The 17,613-nt window shown below is 71.4% G+C and carries 15 protein-coding genes; 12 read left to right on the top strand and 3 right to left on the bottom strand.

What is annotated here, in order from left to right:
* Window positions 1-23 precede the first annotated feature (23 nt).
* The 5 genes from ACN28I_RS22700 (at window position 24) to ACN28I_RS22680 (ending at window position 9,384) form a co-directional block, all read left to right on the top strand.
* Window positions 24-2,036, top strand: a complete 2,013-nt coding sequence (locus tag ACN28I_RS22700) for a DUF1585 domain-containing protein (RefSeq protein WP_420944045.1) — start codon at window positions 24-26, stop codon at window positions 2,034-2,036.
* Window positions 2,036-2,698 carry a hypothetical protein gene (locus ACN28I_RS22695; RefSeq protein ID WP_420944044.1) on the top strand — a complete coding sequence of 221 codons (663 nt, stop codon included), beginning with the start codon at window positions 2,036-2,038 and terminating at the stop codon, window positions 2,696-2,698. The genes ACN28I_RS22700 and ACN28I_RS22695 overlap by 1 nt, the downstream gene beginning before the upstream one ends.
* 21 nt (window positions 2,699-2,719) lie before the next feature.
* A complete protein-coding gene (locus ACN28I_RS22690; RefSeq protein ID WP_420944043.1) occupies window positions 2,720-4,117 on the top strand; it encodes a DUF1501 domain-containing protein in 1,398 nt (465 codons plus the stop codon).
* Between the two features lie 68 nt (window positions 4,118-4,185).
* Entirely contained in the window at window positions 4,186-5,637 is a 1,452-nt protein-coding gene (locus ACN28I_RS22685) for a hypothetical protein (protein WP_420944042.1), read from the top strand.
* A gap of 684 nt (window positions 5,638-6,321) precedes the next feature.
* Window positions 6,322-9,384, top strand: a complete 3,063-nt coding sequence (locus ACN28I_RS22680) for an FG-GAP-like repeat-containing protein (RefSeq protein ID WP_420944041.1) — start codon at window positions 6,322-6,324, stop codon at window positions 9,382-9,384.
* A gap of 10 nt (window positions 9,385-9,394) precedes the next feature.
* Here ACN28I_RS22680 and ACN28I_RS22675 read toward each other — a convergent pair whose 3' ends face one another.
* A complete protein-coding gene (locus ACN28I_RS22675; RefSeq protein ID WP_420944040.1) occupies window positions 9,395-9,829 on the bottom strand; it encodes a CBS domain-containing protein in 435 nt (144 codons plus the stop codon).
* A gap of 200 nt (window positions 9,830-10,029) precedes the next feature.
* Here ACN28I_RS22675 and ACN28I_RS22670 point away from each other — a divergent pair, with 200 nt between their 5' ends.
* A complete protein-coding gene (locus ACN28I_RS22670) occupies window positions 10,030-10,344 on the top strand; it encodes a hypothetical protein (RefSeq protein ID WP_420944039.1) in 315 nt (104 codons plus the stop codon).
* 73 nt (window positions 10,345-10,417) lie between these two features.
* Here ACN28I_RS22670 and ACN28I_RS22665 read toward each other — a convergent pair whose 3' ends face one another.
* Window positions 10,418-10,732 carry a hypothetical protein gene (locus tag ACN28I_RS22665; RefSeq protein ID WP_420944038.1) on the bottom strand — a complete coding sequence of 105 codons (315 nt, stop codon included), beginning with the start codon at window positions 10,730-10,732 and terminating at the stop codon, window positions 10,418-10,420.
* Window positions 10,733-10,914: 182 nt separating this feature from the next.
* On the opposite strand from ACN28I_RS22665, the gene ACN28I_RS22660 reads away from it, so the two are divergent.
* From ACN28I_RS22660 to ACN28I_RS22640, 5 genes are all read left to right on the top strand, one after another.
* Complete coding sequence (locus ACN28I_RS22660; RefSeq protein ID WP_420944037.1) at window positions 10,915-11,382, top strand: ferritin-like domain-containing protein; 468 nt, start codon at window positions 10,915-10,917, stop codon at window positions 11,380-11,382.
* Between the two features lie 141 nt (window positions 11,383-11,523).
* On the top strand, window positions 11,524-12,687 hold the full coding sequence (gene argE / locus ACN28I_RS22655; protein WP_420944036.1) for an acetylornithine deacetylase: 1,164 nt from the start codon (window positions 11,524-11,526) through the stop codon (window positions 12,685-12,687).
* A gap of 140 nt (window positions 12,688-12,827) precedes the next feature.
* Window positions 12,828-13,424, top strand: a complete 597-nt coding sequence (locus ACN28I_RS22650) for a hypothetical protein (protein WP_420944035.1) — start codon at window positions 12,828-12,830, stop codon at window positions 13,422-13,424.
* Between the two features lie 84 nt (window positions 13,425-13,508).
* The gene (locus ACN28I_RS22645) at window positions 13,509-14,867 is read left to right on the top strand and encodes a diguanylate cyclase (protein WP_420944034.1); all 1,359 of its coding nucleotides are present in this window, start codon (window positions 13,509-13,511) and stop codon (window positions 14,865-14,867) included.
* A 13-nt stretch (window positions 14,868-14,880) separates the two neighbouring features.
* A complete protein-coding gene (locus ACN28I_RS22640; protein ID WP_420944033.1) occupies window positions 14,881-15,189 on the top strand; it encodes a hypothetical protein in 309 nt (102 codons plus the stop codon).
* Between the two features lie 10 nt (window positions 15,190-15,199).
* On the opposite strand, the gene ACN28I_RS22635 is transcribed toward ACN28I_RS22640, so the two are convergent.
* On the bottom strand, window positions 15,200-16,513 hold the full coding sequence (locus ACN28I_RS22635) for an alkaline phosphatase PhoX (RefSeq protein WP_420944032.1): 1,314 nt from the start codon (window positions 16,511-16,513) through the stop codon (window positions 15,200-15,202).
* A gap of 157 nt (window positions 16,514-16,670) precedes the next feature.
* Here ACN28I_RS22635 and ACN28I_RS22630 point away from each other — a divergent pair, with 157 nt between their 5' ends.
* The gene (locus tag ACN28I_RS22630; protein WP_420944031.1) at window positions 16,671-17,525 is read left to right on the top strand and encodes an OmpA family protein; all 855 of its coding nucleotides are present in this window, start codon (window positions 16,671-16,673) and stop codon (window positions 17,523-17,525) included.
* Window positions 17,526-17,613: the final 88 nt, after the last annotated feature.

Below are 17,613 nucleotides of genomic sequence, written 5' to 3'. Positions count from 1 at the left end.
GCTGCGCTTTCCCGGAGGTACCCGTGCGCCTCGCACGACGCTTGCTCGCCCCCCTGGCGACGGCCGTTCTCCTGGCCTCTCTCCCCGCCCTCGCGGAAGAACCGGTGTGTGCCCCGGTCTCGAAGGTTCCGCTCGAGCGCCACCTGCGCCAACTCACGCTGGATCTGCTTGGCCGCCCCCCCACCTATGAGGAGTACCAGGCCGCGCTCGCCAAGGGCGAGGTGACGGCCGAGGACGTCCGCGCGCTGATGGACAAGGACGAGTTCTACGCGCGCATCCGCGGCTACCACCGCGCGCTCCTCTGGAGCAACGTGAGCGCCAGCGTCTACAACAACTCCAACTCGCGCCTGTCGGGCGCGGGCTCGGTGACGGACGCGATGTCCCTGCGCGGCAACAGCAGCCGCCCGCTGCGCGGTGCCAACGGCCAGGGCTGTGACAGCTACATCGCCCAGGACGTGTGCGGCGCCCGGCAGGATCCGCATGTGGACCCCGCCCTCCCCGCCACCGCGGAGGCGTGCTCCAAGGAGCGCTACGACGAGCGCGACGTGCCGCTGCCGGTGAGCTGGGATTACGACACCAACTTCTACACCTGCGAGCGGTTGGACCAGACCCCGACGAACGCCAACATCAAGACCTGCCAGGACGCCATCGCCGCGACGCGCCTCCAGGACAAGGATCTCTACTTCTGCGACATGCGGCGCATCAACCTCGGCAACCCCGCGGTGCCGACGCTCGTGCCGCACCTGTGCAAGCCCAGGACGCTGACGCTCGCCCCGGTCGTGGACGCGGCGGACGGCAACAGGGTGGTGGCCTTCGCGGACGCCAGCAGCCGGCTCGACCGCTGCGGCCTGACGCTCCGCCAGAAGCGCACCAATGGCATGGAAATCAAGGGCTCCTACGAGCCGCAGCGCGGCTGCGTCCAGCGCGAGGGCTACGTCACGCGGCCCGCGCCCTTCTGGAACGCCGGGGGGCCGGACGTGAGGGTGTGCGCCATCGAGGCCCAGGCGCGGCTGGCCAACCCGTGGACGCTGGAGTCCTGCACCACCGCGCGCTTCAACGGAGACCGGAGCTGCGGCTGTGGCGAGGGCATGGGCCGCTGCGAGGCGCCCGGTGGCTCCACGCACACGGCCCGCGTGGAGGCCATCAGTGACGAGCCCGAGCTCATCGCCGAGTCGGTGGTGCGCCGCGACGAGCCCTACTTCAACATCCTCACCACGCGCCGCTCCTTCCTCAACGGCCCGCTGTCCGCGCTGTACAGGGATGCGCAGCAGGGCGTGGGCGTGCTCAGCGTGACGCCTCCGGCCGAGCGCGAGGTGATGCCCGACATCCCCTTCGCCCAGGCGGACACCTGGAAGGAGTACGTGCGCGACGCCGAGCACTCGGGGGTGCTCACCACGCCCTCGTTCCTCTACCGCTTCCCCACCCACCGCGCGCGCGTCAACCACTTCTACTCGGCCTTCCTCTGCAAGGCCTTCACGCCGCCGGCCAACGCCCGCCTGCCGTCCGCCGAGGACGCGTGCAACCGGGAGAACAACCTGGCCAAGCGCTGTGGCTGCAACTACTGCCACGCCACCATCGAGCCCACCGGCGCCCACTGGGGCCGCTACGCCGAGCGCGCCGCCCTCTTCCTCCACCCGGAGCAGTTCCCCCGCTACGACCCGAAGTGCCGCGACTGCGCGCTCTCGGGCAACACCTCGTGCGGCGGCGAATGCGGCCAGTACGTGATGCAGGCCTATGACGGCGACGGCGCCAACTCGCTGGGCCTGCTCAAGACGTACCTCTACCGCACCGCGGACGAGGAGACGAACATCGAGAGCGGCCCCGCCCTGCTGGTGCAGCGCATGCTGCAGACGGGCGACCTGGAGCGCTGCACGGTGCGGCGCGTCTGGCAGGAGTTCCTCGGCCGGCCCATGTCGGCGGAGGAGCAGCGCCTCTATCTCCAGCCGCTCGCCGATGACTTCGCGCGGGATGGCCACCGTTTCAAGGCGCTCATCGAGCGCGTGGTGATGTCGGACGCCTACCGGAGGATCGACTGATGCGCCGCCTGCTCCTCTTCGCACTGCTCGCGCTCGGTGCCACCGGGTGTGAGAAGACTCCCGCCGCTCCGCCCCCGGTGGACGGCCAGCTCGAGCCCGTGGGCAACCCGCACGGGGACATGGGCACGCCGCTGCCGGACCCCGAGCTGCAGGACGGCCGGGTGGGGCGCTCGCCCCGCCGGCTCACCGTGAACCAGTTGGCCCGCTCCATCGAGGTGGCGGTGGGCCGTCCGTGGACGGGCCTCGAGAGCGGCCTGGCCACCACCCTGGGCCGCGCCGACTACGCGCTCGTCAACCAGGAGAGCACCGAGCCCAACCTCGTCTTCGCCAAGTTCCTCGAGGACGGGGCGCGCGAGGTGTGCATGGCGCAGGCGGCCGCCGAGAAGGCCCTGGCCTCTCCCGGGGCCCGCGTGCTCAGCCGCACGATTCCCGGGCCGCTCTCGGATTTGCGCAAGCTGTCCGACGCCCAGGTGCGCGAGCTGCTCGTGTACCTGTCCACGCGCTTCTGGGGCTCGCCGCTGCAGGGCGAGGAGCTGACGCGCTGGTCGGCCTTCTTCACGAAGGCGGCGACACGCGCGGAGGCCATCACCAATGGCCGCGACCAGGCCCTGGCCGCGGTGTGCATCGCGATGATGACGGACTCGCGCTTCCTCACCTACTGACGGCTCCGGGGAGATGCTTCCATGAAGAAGAACGACCAGATTCCCACGTCGCGCCGGACCCTCCTGAAGGCCGCCGCTGGCGTCATGGGCGCCACCCTGTTCGGGGGCCTGCCCTTCCGCTCCTTCGCGCAGGCGGCCGCGCTCAAGCCCGCGGACCGCTGCTTCGTCTTCGTCTACTTCTCGGGCGGGTGGGACCAGCTCCTCGCCTTCGATCCGAGGGACCCGGAGGTCTTCACGCCCGAGCGGGTGGCGGAGACGCGCATCCTCCCGGGCTACAACCTCTTCACCGACGCGAGCTTCCAGGACAGCCCCATCATCCCGGACGCGCTGCCCGGAGTGGGCCCCTCCAACATCACCTTCGGCCCGGCGGTGAGCGACCTGGCCAGGCACTACGACGTCATGTCGGTGGTGCGTGGCATCAACATGACCACGCTCGCGCATGAAGAAGGCATGCGCTACTTCATCACCGGCAAGCGCCCCATCGGCGCCGCGGCGCGTGGCTCGTCCACGGCGACGGAGATCGTCGGCCAGCTCCTGCCCACCGTGCCCATCCCGTCCATCGCGTATGGCGTCGAGTCCTACAACGACCGCTACCCGGGCAGTGCCAACGCCCTGCGCGTGAGCCGCTCGAAGGACCTGGTGGACACGCTGTCGCCGAGCAAGAAGCGGCTCGACAGCCAGATCGAGAACGAGCTGCTGCTGCTGGGAGGCGAGCCCGTCACCTGTGACGAGGCGGCCCTGAGCGCGGGCGGGGTGGGCGGCACGTACCACACCAGCCGCGGGCAGGTGCAGCAGGTGCTGTCGAGCGGGCTCAACCAGGCCTTCGACTTCGCCCTGAATACGCCCACGACCAACGATACCCGCACGTTCTACAACCTGCCGGCCTCGGGGCCCTACGACAGCGCGGCGGGGCGCGCGGCGCTGGTGGCCACGGCGCTGAAGCTGGGCATCAGCCAGTGCGTGTCCATCAACCTGGTGGGCGGCCTGGACACGCACTTCGGCACGCAGACGACGCACGCCACCAACCTGCGCACGGGCTTCAACGCGCTGTCGCGGCTGGTGGACGACCTGAAGCGCACCAGCCACCCGTCCGGTGGCAACTTCATGGACCACACCACCATCCTGGTGTTCTCCGAGTTCGCGCGCACCCCGCTCATCAACGCCACCAACGGCCGGGACCATCACCTGACGAATAGCTGCCTGCTGATGGGCGCCGGGGTGAAGCACAACACGGTGTTCGGCCACAGCGGTGACATCGGCATGGCGCCGGGGCTGGTGGACCTGAAGACGGGCGCGAAGGATCAAAACAACGGGGACAACATCCTCCCCGAGCACATCATCGCGACGGTGCTGGCGTCCGCCAACCTGGACTACAGCATCACGCGTGTCGACCCCCTCAAGGCGCTGCTGGCGACGTGATGGCTACCCGAGCTTCGTACCGAGTCCGCTCCCTGTGGCTCGCGGCCCTGCTGGTGGGCTGCGACTCCATGCCCTACGTTCTGCAGGACTACCCGAGTCCCCAGCCCTTCGCGCCGATGCAGGTGCAGCCGGACGTGGAGGTGGCGCCGGCGCCGGGCTTCGCGGATCAAACGGGAGGCGGCATCTTCGCGACGGCGGACGGCCAGGTCATCCGCCTGCGGCTGGACGGGACGAGGGGCGCGCTGGAGAGCCACCCGGGCAACACGGTGACGCCGGGCCGGGCCCGCGCCGTCTTCCGGATGGGGCCGGGCTCGGCGCTGGTGGAGGCGGACAACGGCCTCTTCCTGGCGCAGTCGGGCTGGCTCATCGCCCCGCCCTGGCGCGAGGTGCTGAGCACCGGACTGGCGGCCACGGCGACGACGCCGGATGGCGCGGTGTGGCTCGGGCATGCCTCGGGCCTCTACCGGCTGCAGGACGGCGCGCTGTCCGCGCTCAAGGTGAATGGCCAGGCGCTGGAGGGCATCACCGCGCTGGCGTCGGCGCCCGCCGAGGATGGGGCGCAGGGCCTGTGGTTCCTGCGCCAGGACACGCTGAGCGTCGCCGTGCGCACGGCCCCGGGCACGTGGCAGGTGCGCCAGGTCACCACGCTGCCGCTGGAGGAGGGCGAGCGCGTGGTGGGGCTGGCGGGGCTGGGCGCCTCGCAGAAGGGCAAGGGCGAGGCGTGGGTGCTGACGTCGGAGCGGCTGCTGCGGCGCGCGGCGGACGGGTGGCGGCAGCAGGCGCTCGCGCGCAAGCCGGAGCAGGTGCTGGCCGCGGGGCGCTTCGTCTGGGTGAAGATGGACGGCAAGCTCCTCGCCCATGACGCGGACGCGGGCACGTGGGGCGAGGTCTCGGGCGTGGACACGCGCGAGCTCCGCTTCCTGGCCGCCGACGAGAGTGGGTGTGCCTGGGTGCGGCTCGGCGCCGACACGGTGGCGCTCAGCCGCGGCCCGGTGCCGCGCGTGCTCGGGCTGCTCGAGGGCACGCAGGTGGTGGAGGACGCCCTGGTGGTGCGCGCGCGCCTGGTGCCGGGCGTGGCGCCGCTGAGCTTCACCTACGAGGTGGCGGGCGTGGAGGTGCCGGTGCCCGGCCCCATCTACAGCCTCGGCGGTACGGAGGCGGACGGGACGCCGAAGGCCTACTCCTTCGTGGGCCTGGAGCCGGGGACGCACACCCTCCATGCCGTGGCGCGCTACGCGGACGGCACCGAGGCCCGGCGCTCGGTGAGCTTCGACTACCAGCCCCTCTCCACCGTGGCGCTCGGCTGGGACAAGGACATCCGTCCCATCCACGAGGCGCGGTGCGCGAAGTGCCATACCACCGGCCCGGCCCGGCCCCTCTCCACGTACACGCTGTGGAAGGACAACGCGGAGCTCATCATCGCGGCGGTGAAGGATCAGCGCATGCCCGCGGATGGACCGTTGGACCCGCAGCTCATCTCCCTCATCCAGCGCTGGGCCGCTACCGGCGCGAACCCCTGAGGCGCTTCACCATGACCCGAGTCTCCCGCGCGTCGCTCGTGCTCGCCCTCCTGTCGGCTGCCTGCCAGCCGGAGCAGCCCCCCGAGCCGCCCGCGGCGGTGGATCCCTGCGCGGGTCTGCCGCCCCTTGCCCTCTCCGCGAGCCCCACCCGGGCGCGGGTGAATGATCCCGTCACGCTCTCGGCCACGGGAGGCAGCGGCCACTACCGCTTCCTCGCCGAGCCCGGAGGCTCCTCGGGAGAGATGCGGGGCTCGCGCTTCATCGCCGGGCCCACGCCGTCGGTGGACACGCTGGTGGTGGAGGATCTGCGCTGCCCCGGAGACGCGACCGCCCAGGTGGAGGTGGTGGCGGCCTTCGACGTGGCGCCCGCGCGGGCCACGCTGAAGCCGGGCACGTCCTTCCAGGTGCAGGTGACGGGGCAGATGGGCTCGCCCGTCTTCACCCTGGAGCGGAGCGATGCGAACAGCTCGGTGACGCCCTCGGGCCAGTACACGGCGGGGACGGGGACGGGCGTGGACCTGGTGCGGGTGCGGGACAGCCGCACGGGAGACGAGGCCCTGCTCCAGTTCGAGGTCCGCGCGGACGCGGTGCTGCGCGGAGAGCCGGCGCGCCTGGCGGTGCCCGCGGGCTCCTCGGTGCAACTGGCGACGGCGGGCGGGAGCGACCGGATCGTTCTGGACGAAGGTGTCCGGCCCGGGGTGGGTGGAGGGCGGGCGCTTCTGGGCCGAGCCCGGCGCGAAGGGCGCGGTGGTGCTGGAGGCGTCGGACGTCTTCACCCAGCAGAAGGCCTCGGTGTCGGTGCGCGTGCTGGACGAGCTGACGCGCGACACGCAGCCGCACGGGCAGCTCACCGACACGGCCGCGGTGGTGACGGCGGACTTCGACGGGGATGGGGTGGCGGACGTGGCGGTGGGGCGGCCGGAGAGCGACCTCCACCGTCCCCAGGGTGGCGTGGTGCTCATCTTCAAGGGGAGCCCGTCGGGTCTGCCCGCGGCGCCCACGTGGGTGCTGACGGGAGAGACGGACACGGCGCGGTTCGGTGACGGGCTGGCGGCCGGAGACATCGACAAGGATGGGAAGGCGGAGCTGGTGGTGTCCTCGCCGGGCGCGGACGTCACCATCGACAGCTCGGGCGCGGTGTACCTGTACCGCTTCGGCGGCAGCGGGCCGGAGCGCATGCGGCCGCCGCTGGCCGGAGTGGGCCGCGGCGCCTTCGGCACGGGCGTGGCGCTCGAGGACGTGGATGGCGACGGGGACCTGGATCTGCTGGCGGGCTCGCCCGCGGGTGACCTCGCGTCCTCCAACTCCATCAACACGCGCGGCGTGGTGGACATCTTCCAGCTCAACCCGGGCGAGCCGGTGCCGGACCTGCCCTCCATCCGGCTGGGCGGGAGCGACGTGAGCGTGAGCGGGGCCCTCGAGCAGCGCTCCCGGACGGGCATGGGGCAGGCGGTGGTGGTGGCGGACCTCAACGGGGATGGGCGGGCGGACATCGCGGCCCTGGGCAAGACGTCGCGCTACCGGGCGGATGGCTCTTCCCTGGGCGTGGTGCAGCCGGCGGTGTCCGTGTTCCTCGCGCGTGCCGAGGGCCCGCGCTTCCGCCCCACGCCGGACGTCTTCGTGCACCCCACGAACACGGCGGACGGCAACGAGGGCTCCTGGCGGCTGGGCACCATTCCGGGTGAAGGGACGCGGCCCCCGCTGCTGATGGTGTTGCTGGACCGCGCGGACTCGCCGGACCTGCGCGCGAGCGGCGGGCTGGGCGCGCTGTCGGACGCGGGCGGGGCGCTGCTCTTCGACGTGAGCTCGTACGCGGCCACGGGCGAGCCCCCGTCCACGCCGCCCCAGTTGCTGCTCGCCAACGCGTATGCCCGTTTCTATGGGGACGCGGCCTCCATCTACGCGGGGCGGGGCTGGGCGCTGGCGGACGTGGATGGCACTCCCGGCGCGGAGCTGCTGCTGGGCGCGCCCTACGCGAGCATTCCCTCGGGCACCACCTCGCTGCGCTATGGCGGCAAGGTGCTGGTGTACCCGCTGAAGGAGCTGGCCCGGGGCACGGCCGTCAACAAGCCGGCCTCCTTCCTGCCGGGACTGGCGAAGTCGGACGCCTTTGGCGTGGGCCTCGCGCCCTGGAAGCTGCCGGGGAGCGCGGGGCTGGTGGTCTTCGCGGGGCGCGCCTCCGCGACGGACGGGCGTGCCTTCACCGGGCGGGTGGATGGCTTCGTGAAGGTGGGTGACTCGCTCGGGACGTGGGCGCGCAGCAGCTACCTGGTGCCGGCGAAGCCCAGCGTGGAGCGCTTCGGCGAGTCGGTGGCGGTGGCGCGCAACGCGTCCGGAGGCGTGGTGGCGCTGGTGGGCTCTCCGGGTTACCACGGCCCGGGAAGCAACGGCGACGGCAACGATCTGTTGGCGGGCCGCGCGTGGACGTACGGCGCGGCGGGCGGCGCGGGCACGCTCGTGGCCGAGGGGACGGCCTCGCCGCTGTACAACGGGCGCAGCGTGGGCTCGGACGTGGCCTTCACGGACTTCAACGGGGATGGGCGGGCGGACCTGGTGATGGGCGCGTCGGGCTTCACCGTCCCGAGGACCGCCTCGAGTGCCGCGGAACTGGCGGAGGCGTACGCGGTGGTGAGGACCGGGTGTCTGCCCACGGGCGGCTCGAACGTGCAGACGGGCGGCGTGCTGGTGTCGCTGGGCCAGGCGGACGGCACCTTCAAGACGGCGTACCGGCTGTGGGCGCTGGGCAACATCACGGAGAACTGCATCGCCTCCAGTGGCACCTGCTCGCGCGGAGGCATCGGCCGCGGGGTGGTGGGCGGCTTCGACTTCAACGGGGACGGCCTGCAGGACATCGGCGCGCTGCGCAACAACGGCTTCGAGCTCTTCCTGGGACGTGCGCCGGATGACGCCACGCTGGCGAAGCGGACCATGGGGTGCGACCCCGTCTATTCCTCTCCCTACTTCGCGACGTCGTCCACGCTGGCGCAGACGACCTCGGTGCCCGTGTCGCTGGGAGACCTGGACGCGGATGGCTGCGACGAGGTGGCGTGGCGCTACTCGGATGGCAGCCAGCGCTCGGGCGTGGCGGTGCTGTTCGGGTACGACGCGGGCGGTGCCCGGTGTGGTGGGCGCACCACCGCGAAGCTGGTGCGGCTGGCGGCGGACCCGGAAGTGGGCATGAACTTCATGGGGCTGGGCCTGTCGGTGGCGCGCGTGGGCCGCGTGCTGGGCAAGTCGGGCCCGGACTACCTGGCGGTGAGCGCGACGAACGTGCCCTACAACGGCGTGACGCAGCCGGCGGTGCTGCTGTTCGACACGGCGAAGCTGAAGGACGCCTGGCTGGGCACGCCGGGCAAGGCCGTGGTGGGCGCGATGGAGGCCACCGTGCAGCCCCAGGTGCTGGTGCACCGCTCGCGGGCGGTGGGCTTCGGGACGGTGCTGACGGGTGGGGTGGACCTGACGGGTGACGGCGTTCCGGAGCTGGTGGTGAGCGCTCCGGGCGCGTCGGTGGCCTCGGATGGCGGAGGCGCGGTGTTCGTGTACGCGGGCGGGCCGGGGCTCACCGGCGTGCTCACGCCCATGCTGACGCTGACGGGCGACGTGACGGAGCGCGCGGGCTTCGGCAACGACCTGGCGCTGATGGCGGGGAGTGGAAGCTCTCCGCCCACGCTCGTCATCGGCGCGCCGCTGAGCTACCGCACGGGCACGCAGAACGGCACGGCCTTCGTGGTTCCGCTCGGCTTCTGAGCGGGCCCCCTCAGTGCGTCATGGCGGTGGACGGCTCGGAGATGCCTTCGAGCACGCGTCCGGCCAGCCGCTGGTCCTCCATCTCCATGGCGAGGTCCCCCAGGGAGACGATGCCGATGAGCCGCTCCCGCTCGTCCACGACGAGCAGGCGGCGCACCTGGAGCTCTCTCATCTGATGGGCGACGTCCTCGACGTCGTCGTCCACGGAGCACGTCTGCACGTTGCGGGTCATCACGTCGGCGACGGAGGCCGTCCGCGGGTTGAAACCCAGGGCCAGGCCGCGCACGACGATGTCCCGGTCGGTGAGGATGCCGACGACGCGCTCGCCCTCGACGATGGGCAGGGAGCCCACGTTGAGCAGGCGCATCATCTCGGCGGCGGCCATCAACGTCGTCTCCGGGTGGGCGGCGACGGCGTCCGGAGTCATCACGTCACGAATCTTCATGGGACGCACCTCATGGCTGTGAATGGATGCTTCGCAGGGGAGGGTGTGTCCGCTCCGGCGTGTCTGCCGCGAATTCCTCATTCCCTGTCCGTGACTGGACGTCCGCCCTCCAGGTGGATTGCGGTAGCGGGGCCACGCCTGCCCGCCTGCCCGCCGGAGCAGGGCCCCACGGGTCCGCGGGCGTGCGCATCGTTGAGCACATGGGAAGCGAAGCCATTGGATGGTTCAGCTCGTTCGTGCTGGTGCTGACCATCGCCAATCAGGTCTACAAACAGTGGCGGTCGGGCACGAGCAAGGGTGTGTCCAAGTGGCTCTTCGTGGGGCAGATCACCGCCTCCACGGGCTTCACCATTTACAGCGTGCTGGTGGACAACTGGGTCTTCGTGGTGACCAACGCCCTGATGTTGCTGAGCGCGCTGGTGGGCATCGTCATCGTGATGAAGCACCGGCGCGCGGAGCGGCGGGCCTCCCGGCACGTCCCCGCGCCCTCGGGGGCGAGCCCCGCGAGGGCCTGAGCCCCGTCCTGGACACACGAAGGCCCCCAAGGCCTCTCCCGAGGGAGGGGCAGGGGGCCCCGGGGCCACCGGTTCAGCTCACCGGCTGCGGCGACATCTGGCGGGTGAGCTCCTCGGGCGACTTCAGCATGGAGGGGTGGCCGCCGTGCTGGACGCGCTGCCCCTCGTCGATGGGCGCGGAGAACGTCTTGGCGATCTTGTTGTAGGTCCCGAGGATGAGGATGGTGGGTGCCCACTGGCCGACGAAGTTCGCCCAGGTCTTGCGGCCGCTGATCATCAGGAGCGCGCTGGCGGCCATGCACCCGATGGCGACACCGAGGAAGCTGATGGAGGGAATGCGCCGCGTCTGCATCTCGACATTGGTGGTGACGGTATCTTCGTTCTTCATGTCCGGTGCCTCCGTAGGTGGAAGAGGTATGGGGCAAAGGTGCGCATGGAGGGGGGGACGGGACCGGAGGGGTGACGCCACCCTGCCTGCTGTCCGGGCGGGCGCTGGGGCGGTGGGGTTGGCCGTGCGGGCCGGTCCGAGCACATTGCCAGGGACTCAGAGGTGAGGGGGGAGGGGACGACATGGGACGCAAGTCCGAGGTGGAGAAGCTGCGCAGCCTGGCGCAGATGGACGTGGACGCGGTGGGGGCCTACGACGCGGCCATTGCGCGGGTGAAGGAGCCGCTGGTGCGCGAGCGGCTGAACGACTTCCGGGTGGACCACGTGCGCCATGTGCAGGACCTCAACGCGTTCATCCGCCAGTTCGGGGGCGAGCCGGTGGAGCTGCGGCCGGACCTGAAGGGCGCGGCGATGAAGGGCCTGACGGCGATGACGAGCATGATGGGGACGGAGGCGGCCCTGGTGGCGATGCTCGGCAACGAGGAGTTCACCAACCGGGCCTATGAGCTGGCGTTGAACTTCGAGTGGAGTCCCGAGGTGCGCACGCTCATCGAGAAGCACCGGCGGGACGAGGAGCGGCACATCACCTGGGTGAAGGACGCGGTGCGCCAGCGCCCGTGGGTGATCGACGGCGCCGAGGTGCGGGCGTAGGGACGGGGCGAGGGGGCCCCGCTTCCCGGGTTGAACCGCGAGACAATCCCCTCTCCCCTGGGAGAGGGCCAGGGGGAGGGTCTACATTCGGAGGGCACGACCCGCGCGGAGCGCGGAATCCCGAGCCCCGGAGGCCCCACCGTGAGTGACACCCTGCCCGAGCTGCGCGCGACGCTGAGCGAGCTGGTCGCCCTGGACACGACGTCCTCGCGTCCCAACGCACCGTTGGTGCAGTGGGCGGGAGCGCGGCTGGAGGCGGCGGGCTTCCAGGTGGAGCGGGTGACGTACCGGGACGGGGCGGGGGTGGAGAAGGTGAACCTCGTCGCGGTGAAGGGGGGCGGGGGCGAGGAGCGGGCGGGGCTGGCGCTGGTGGGGCACACCGACTGCGTGCCGTACGACGCGGCGTGGACGGACGCGCTGCGGCTGACGGAGCGGGACGGGAGGCTGTACGGCCGGGGGGCGTGCGACACGAAGGGCTTCATCTCCTGCGCGCTGTACGCGGCCACGCACTTCACGGGGCGGCTGAAGGCACCGTTGATGGTGCTGCTGACGGCGGACGAGGAGCTGGGCTGCGAGGGGGCCAAGCAACTGGTGGCGCTGGGCAAGGGGCGGGCGCGCTACGCCATCGTGGGAGAGCCGACCTCGCTGGTGCCGGTGCGGGCGCACAAGGGGTACTGCTTGGCGGAGGTGGAGGTGCGGGGGCGGGAGGGGCACAGCGCGTACCCGGACGAGGGGGCGTCGGCCATCTTCCGGGCGGGGCGCTTCCTGCAGAAGCTGGAGACGCTGGCGCGCACGCGGTTGCGCGAGGAGCGGGACGAGTCCTTCGAGCCGCCCTTCACCACGGTGAACGTGGGCCTCATCAGCGGAGGCAAGGCGCCCAACGTCATCTCCGGGGCCTGCCGTTTCACGGTGGAGTGGCGCCCCATTCCCCGGCAGCCGAAGGAGCGGGTGTTGGAGTTGCTCGAGTCCATCCGGCACGAGCTGGTGCGGGACGAGCCCGGTTACGAGGCGCGCATCCAGTTGCTGCGGGCGGAGCCGGCGGTGGACACGCGGGCGGACGCGGAGGTGGTGCGGGTGTTGGCGGAGCTGTCCGGCAACGCGCCCATCACGGTGCCCTTCGGCACGGAGGCCCCGCAGCTCACGGAGCTGGGCGCGCAGGCGGTGGTGTTCGGACCGGGGGACATCCGGGTGGCGCACCAGACGGGGGAGTACGTCCCGATGGAAGACCTGGTGCGGTGCGAGGCGTACCTCACGCGGGCCATCGCGCACTTCTGCGGTGCGGAGGTACCGGAAAACCCCTACTGAGCGTCAAGGCGCACCGGGTCATGGGTTGGGGGGGCTCTCCGGCCTTGTCTGCTTTCCCGGCCTGGGTGTTACAGTCCTCGGAGGTAGGGCCGGACACCAGTCCGCGAGGGTCGCGACGGGCCATGGGGAGGGGCCGCGACATGCAATTCGTCCCTTTCGAAGACGGCATCGAGGTCAAGGGACAGGCGGTGAAGGCCGTCGTGGAGGGCTTCAACAACTTCGCGGTGCTCGCCAGCGCCTACCTGCTGGACGAGGGCATTGGCACGCCCACTCCCAACGGGCTGGCGAACCTGGACCTGGAGGGGTGGTACTCGCAGAAGTCCTGGCTGCTGTGCTTCCAGCAGATCGGCAAGCAGTTGGGGGACGGGCTGCTGATGCAGATCGGCATGGCCATCCCCCGCAACGCGAGATTCCCGGAGGGGGTCCGCGACATCTACTCGGGCTTCAAGGCCCTGGATGTGGCGTACCACCTGAACCACCGGAAGAACGGCCGGACGATGTTCGACCTGGAGACCGGGCGGATGGAGGAGGGGATTGGCCACTACGGCTACGAGCCGGTGCCCGGGCAGCGGAAGATCATCAGCCTGTGCGAGACGCCGTACCCGTGCGCGTTCGACCATGGCGTGCTCACGGCCCTGGCCCACCGCTACGAGTCCAACGCGCGCGTGGTGCACGACGAGACGAAGCCGTGCCGCAAGTGGCGGGGCGACCGCTGCACCTACGTCATCACCTGGTGAGGACGGCTTCCCGGGAGGCAGGGGAGGGTGTCCCATCCTCCCTTCCACCTGATAGCCTGAAGGCCAGCAGACAGATCGGACACCATGGCAGCGCTCAATACCCTCGGAACCACCGGCCGCGTCCTCCTGGTGGATGACAGCCCCATTGCTCTCGAAGCCATCGGCTCCCGGTTGATGGAGAGTGGCCTGGACGTGGTGATGTCCAGCTCGCCTCGCGAAGCCCTGGGGCTCGCGACCGAGGGCCCCCAGCCGTTCGACCTGCTCATCCTCGACGTGATGATGCCGGAGATGAACGGCCACGAGCTGACGCGCCGCCTGCGCAGCCACTCGCGGACCAACAACACGCCCATCCTCCTGCTCACCTCGCTGGACTCCACGGATGACCGGGTGAACGGCCTGGTGGCGGGCGCCGACGACTTCTTCACGAAGACCGCGCCGGATGCAGAGATGCTGGCCCGGGTGCGCTCGTTCATCTCGCTGGGGAAGATGCGCGCCCAGTTGCAGGCGCAGCACGAGGCCATGGCCCGCGTCATGCGCGAGCCGGAAGCCCCCACGCCCCCGCAGGCCCGCGTGGAGATCATCCACCACATGCCCGTGGTGAGCGAGCGGCTCGCGCGGGCCGTGCGCGGCTCGCCCCAGGGCGGCGAGTTCCAGCTCACCCAGCGCGCGCCCTCGCAGCGCATGCTGACCTCCGACGCGGACCTGCTCGTCGTCAGCTACGCCGTGGCGCTCGAGGGAGATCAGCCCCTGCTCAAGCGCTTCGGCTTCGACGAGGAGGCGCCCGCCCTGCTGGTGGTGGACGAGTCGGAGTCCACCTCGCGGCGCGTGATGGCGTTCGACGCGGGCGCCGACGACTACCTCACCCTGCAGACGCCCATGGCCGAGCTGGCCGCCCGTCTGGGCAGCGCCCTGCGCCGCCAGCGCCGCCAGCGTCAGCTTCGCACCTCGCGAGACCGGGCCATGCTGGTGGCGGTGACGGATCCGCTCACCGGGCTGTACAACCGCGCCTATTTCCACGAGGCGCTCGGCGTCGAGTTCCGCCGGGCCCAGCGCTACAAGCACCCGATGACGCTGGTGCTGCTGGACCTGGATCACTTCAAGCAGGTCAACGACAACCTCGGCCACACCGCCGGAGACCAGGCGCTGCGCGAGGTGTCGTTGAGGCTGCGCCAGACGGCGCGCTCGACGGACGTGGTGGCCCGGCACGGTGGCGAGGAGTTCGCGATGATCCTCCCCGAGACGGACCTGGAGCACGGGCTGATCGCCGCCGAGCGTTTCCGGGCCGCGGTGGATGGGGCCACGGTGCACGGGGCCCGGGGCGGCAGCCGCGCGCTGACCATCAGCGCCGGAGTGGGCTGCTACCCCGCGCACGCCACCTCCATGTCCGAGCTCGATCGAGCTCACCGACCAGGCGCTCTACAGCGCCAAGCGCCAGGGCCGTAACCGGGTGTGCGCGGTGTCGGTGGGCGCGGAGCCCTCCGCCCTCCCTCCGGCGCCCACCGTCAGCCCCACCAACAGCGTGCTGGAGCGGCTGCGCCGGTTGGTGGCGGAGGACCTGGAAGGGCCGCTCACGGCCTCGCGCACGGCCGCCCGCATGCTGCACGAGGCCTCCGCCCCTGGCGACGCGCTGCACATCCTCACCTCCCAGTTGCGCACGTCCACCGACGAGGTGCGGCAGGAGCTGCTGCGGCTGATGGACGACCTGTCCCGGGCCGTGCTCGACGCGGGCCGGACGGCGGGAGCGCCTCGCAACGAGCAGAAGTGACGCGGGGCTCCTACATCCCCGTGCCGGTGTAGCGCTGGAAGGGGCCGGTGATGACCACGGTGAGGCCGTCGCCCTGCATGTTGACGAAGAGGGCGCGCCCATCCGGAGAAAAGCACACGCCGGCGAGCTCGCCCTGGGAGAGCGCGTTGCGCGCGAGGTTCTTCACCTGCCCGGAGGGGGTGAGGATGCGCAGGTGCTCGTCGGGCCTGCGCAGGTCGTCTCCGTCCTCGGCCATCACCAGGTCGCCCCACGGGGCCACGCAGAGGTTGTCCGGCATGTCGAGCAGGCTCCGGTCCTTCGCCTGGGCCAGCAGGTGCAGCGTCCCACCCTGGAGCCCCGAGGGCGTGTAGCGCCAGAGCTGCCCGCCGGACTCGGGGCCGCCGGTGGTGGCGCAGAAGTAGATGGAGCCCTCGTGGAAGAAGATGCCCTCGCCCCGGCGGAAGACGGCGGCCCCGCGCTCGGCGCCCTGCGCGCGGAGCGAGTCGTCCTGGGCACCCGGGCGGGGCAGGTCCACCCAGTCCACCTGGAAGGTGTCACCCGGCTGGACGCGCGCGTTCATGTCCCGCGAGGGTTCGGCCTCGATGCGCAACGCCTGCAACCGGCCGCGGGACTCCGGCCCGAGCCGCTCGCCAGGGCTGTCGGGCACGAAGCGGTAGAAGCAGCCGTCTCCCCGGTCCTCGGTGAGGTAGGTGATGAAGGAGGTCGGGTCCACCACGGCCGCCTCGTGGTTCATCTTGCCGAGCGCGGGGAGGGGCACCGCGTCCCGCACCTCGCTGGCCGCCGGGTCACACAGGAAGACGTAGCCGTGGCCGTTCTTGACGGTCTCCTCGCAGGTGAGCCAGCCCCACGGTGAGGCGCCCCCGGCGCAGTTGCGCGCGGAGCCCGTGAGCACGAGGTTGCTGGAGACGCGGGTGAAGGCGCTGGCGTCCACCACCACGCGTGTCACGCCGCCCGGGTTGCCGTCCTGGGGCCGGTACGCCTGGGCGGGCACGGGCTGCCCCGTGAAGTACGGGCCCAGGTTCTCCTGGCCCGTCTCCAGCTCGTGGTTGCGCATCAGCACCAGCGTGTTGCTGCCCTCGGGCCCGGCGAAGCAGCCCATGCCGTCGGGCTGTCCCGGCACGCGGTAGCCGTCGCTCATCCGGTCTCCCCGGCGCTCGAGGACGTGGTAGCGGAAGCCCTCGGGCAGGTCGAGGACGCCCTCCGGGTCCGGCAGCAGCCCGTTGGCATCCTCGGGGAGGGCACAGCGGCCCAGCAGGAAGGGCAGCGCGAGGGCCGTGCTCGCTTGGAGGAAGGAGCGGCGGTGGAGGCGGCGCGGGTGGCTCATGGCGGGGCAGCAGAGCGAAGCCGGAGGAGCGCGTCGAGTGGCGGGCAGCCGAGCGCCTCCTCCTCGTGAGGCGCAGCGGGAGCGGGTGCTTCCCGCTCGCCAGCGGCCCTTTCCGGGGTATTGTTGATGCTCAAACTAAATCCCAGGAGAACCGGACATGGGGAAGAGGTTGTTGGCACCGCTGTGCGCCCTGGCGCTGGCGGCGGGGTGCGTGCCGCAGGGCAAGTACGACGCGGCGATGCAGCGGGCCCAGACACTGGATGAGCAGCTCCAGGAGGAGAAGGGGGCCCGGGCGGCGGCGGACGGCAAGGTGCGTCAGTTGGAGGAGCAGGTGAAGGGGCTGGAGGAGAAGGTGGCGGGGCTGGAGCGGGAGAAGGAGGCGCTGGCCACGCGGCTCAACACCTCCGAGGCGCGGCTGACGGCGGGAGCCGCCGAGCGCCGGGCCCTGGAGCAGACGAACGCCGAGCTCGCCGCCCTCAACGAGGAGCTGGCCCGCTCCAAGCGCAAGCTCACCGAGGCCAAGGAGGCACTGGAGAAGAAGAGCGCCGAGTACGAGGGCCTCGCCAAGAGCCTGGAGAAGGAGATCTCCGAGGGGAAGATCGAGCTGTCGGAGCTCCGGGGCCGGATGACGGTGAACCTGAAGGACAAGATCTTGTTCGCCTCGGGCTCGGCGCGGGTGGGCAAGGAGGGGCAGGAGGCGCTGGCGAAGATCGCCGAGGCGCTCAAGGGGGTGCAGGGGAAGATCATCCGGGTGGAGGGGCACACGGACGACGTGCCCACGGACCCGAAGGGACCGTTCCCCTCGAACTGGGAGCTGAGCCTGGCGCGGTCGATGGCGGTGGTGCGGTCGCTGCAGGACGCGGGGGTGGACCCCACGGTGCTGTCGGCCGCGGGCTATGGCCCGTATCAGCCCATCGCGCCCAATGACTCGCCGGACAACCGCAGCCTCAACCGGCGCATCGAGATCGTCCTGGCGCCCGGGGTGACGGCGGCGGCCACGGCCGGCCGCTGAGCCCTCGGAGGGAGCCCTCCGGGCGCGCTCGTGACCAACTGGTCCGATTGTTGGACCAGTTGCTCGAGACCGCGCCCGGCGGGTGCTC

Source organism: Archangium gephyra (assembly GCF_049060025.1).
Taxonomy (GTDB): domain Bacteria; phylum Myxococcota; class Myxococcia; order Myxococcales; family Myxococcaceae; genus Archangium; species Archangium gephyra_A.
Note: the sequence above shows the minus strand (reverse complement) of the source record. Positions and strands in the feature narration are given on the sequence as shown.

Excerpts from the sequence above, each read along its gene's own strand:
- ACN28I_RS22690 (WP_420944043.1), top strand. The coding sequence starts at position 2,720 with ATGAAGAAGAACGACCAGATTCCCACGTCGCGCCGGACCCTCCTGAAG.
- ACN28I_RS22630 (WP_420944031.1), top strand. The coding sequence starts at position 16,671 with ATGGGGAAGAGGTTGTTGGCACCGCTGTGCGCCCTGGCGCTGGCGGCG.
- ACN28I_RS22665 (WP_420944038.1), bottom strand. The coding sequence starts at position 10,732 with ATGAAGAACGAAGATACCGTCACCACCAATGTCGAGATGCAGACGCGG.
- ACN28I_RS22695 (WP_420944044.1), top strand. The coding sequence starts at position 2,036 with ATGCGCCGCCTGCTCCTCTTCGCACTGCTCGCGCTCGGTGCCACCGGG.
- ACN28I_RS22670 (WP_420944039.1), top strand. The coding sequence starts at position 10,030 with ATGGGAAGCGAAGCCATTGGATGGTTCAGCTCGTTCGTGCTGGTGCTG.
- ACN28I_RS22685 (WP_420944042.1), top strand. The coding sequence starts at position 4,186 with ATGCCCTACGTTCTGCAGGACTACCCGAGTCCCCAGCCCTTCGCGCCG.
- ACN28I_RS22660 (WP_420944037.1), top strand. The coding sequence starts at position 10,915 with ATGGGACGCAAGTCCGAGGTGGAGAAGCTGCGCAGCCTGGCGCAGATG.
- ACN28I_RS22635 (WP_420944032.1), bottom strand. The coding sequence starts at position 16,513 with ATGAGCCACCCGCGCCGCCTCCACCGCCGCTCCTTCCTCCAAGCGAGC.
- ACN28I_RS22650 (WP_420944035.1), top strand. The coding sequence starts at position 12,828 with ATGCAATTCGTCCCTTTCGAAGACGGCATCGAGGTCAAGGGACAGGCG.
- ACN28I_RS22645 (WP_420944034.1), top strand. The coding sequence starts at position 13,509 with ATGGCAGCGCTCAATACCCTCGGAACCACCGGCCGCGTCCTCCTGGTG.
- ACN28I_RS22675 (WP_420944040.1), bottom strand. The coding sequence starts at position 9,829 with ATGAAGATTCGTGACGTGATGACTCCGGACGCCGTCGCCGCCCACCCG.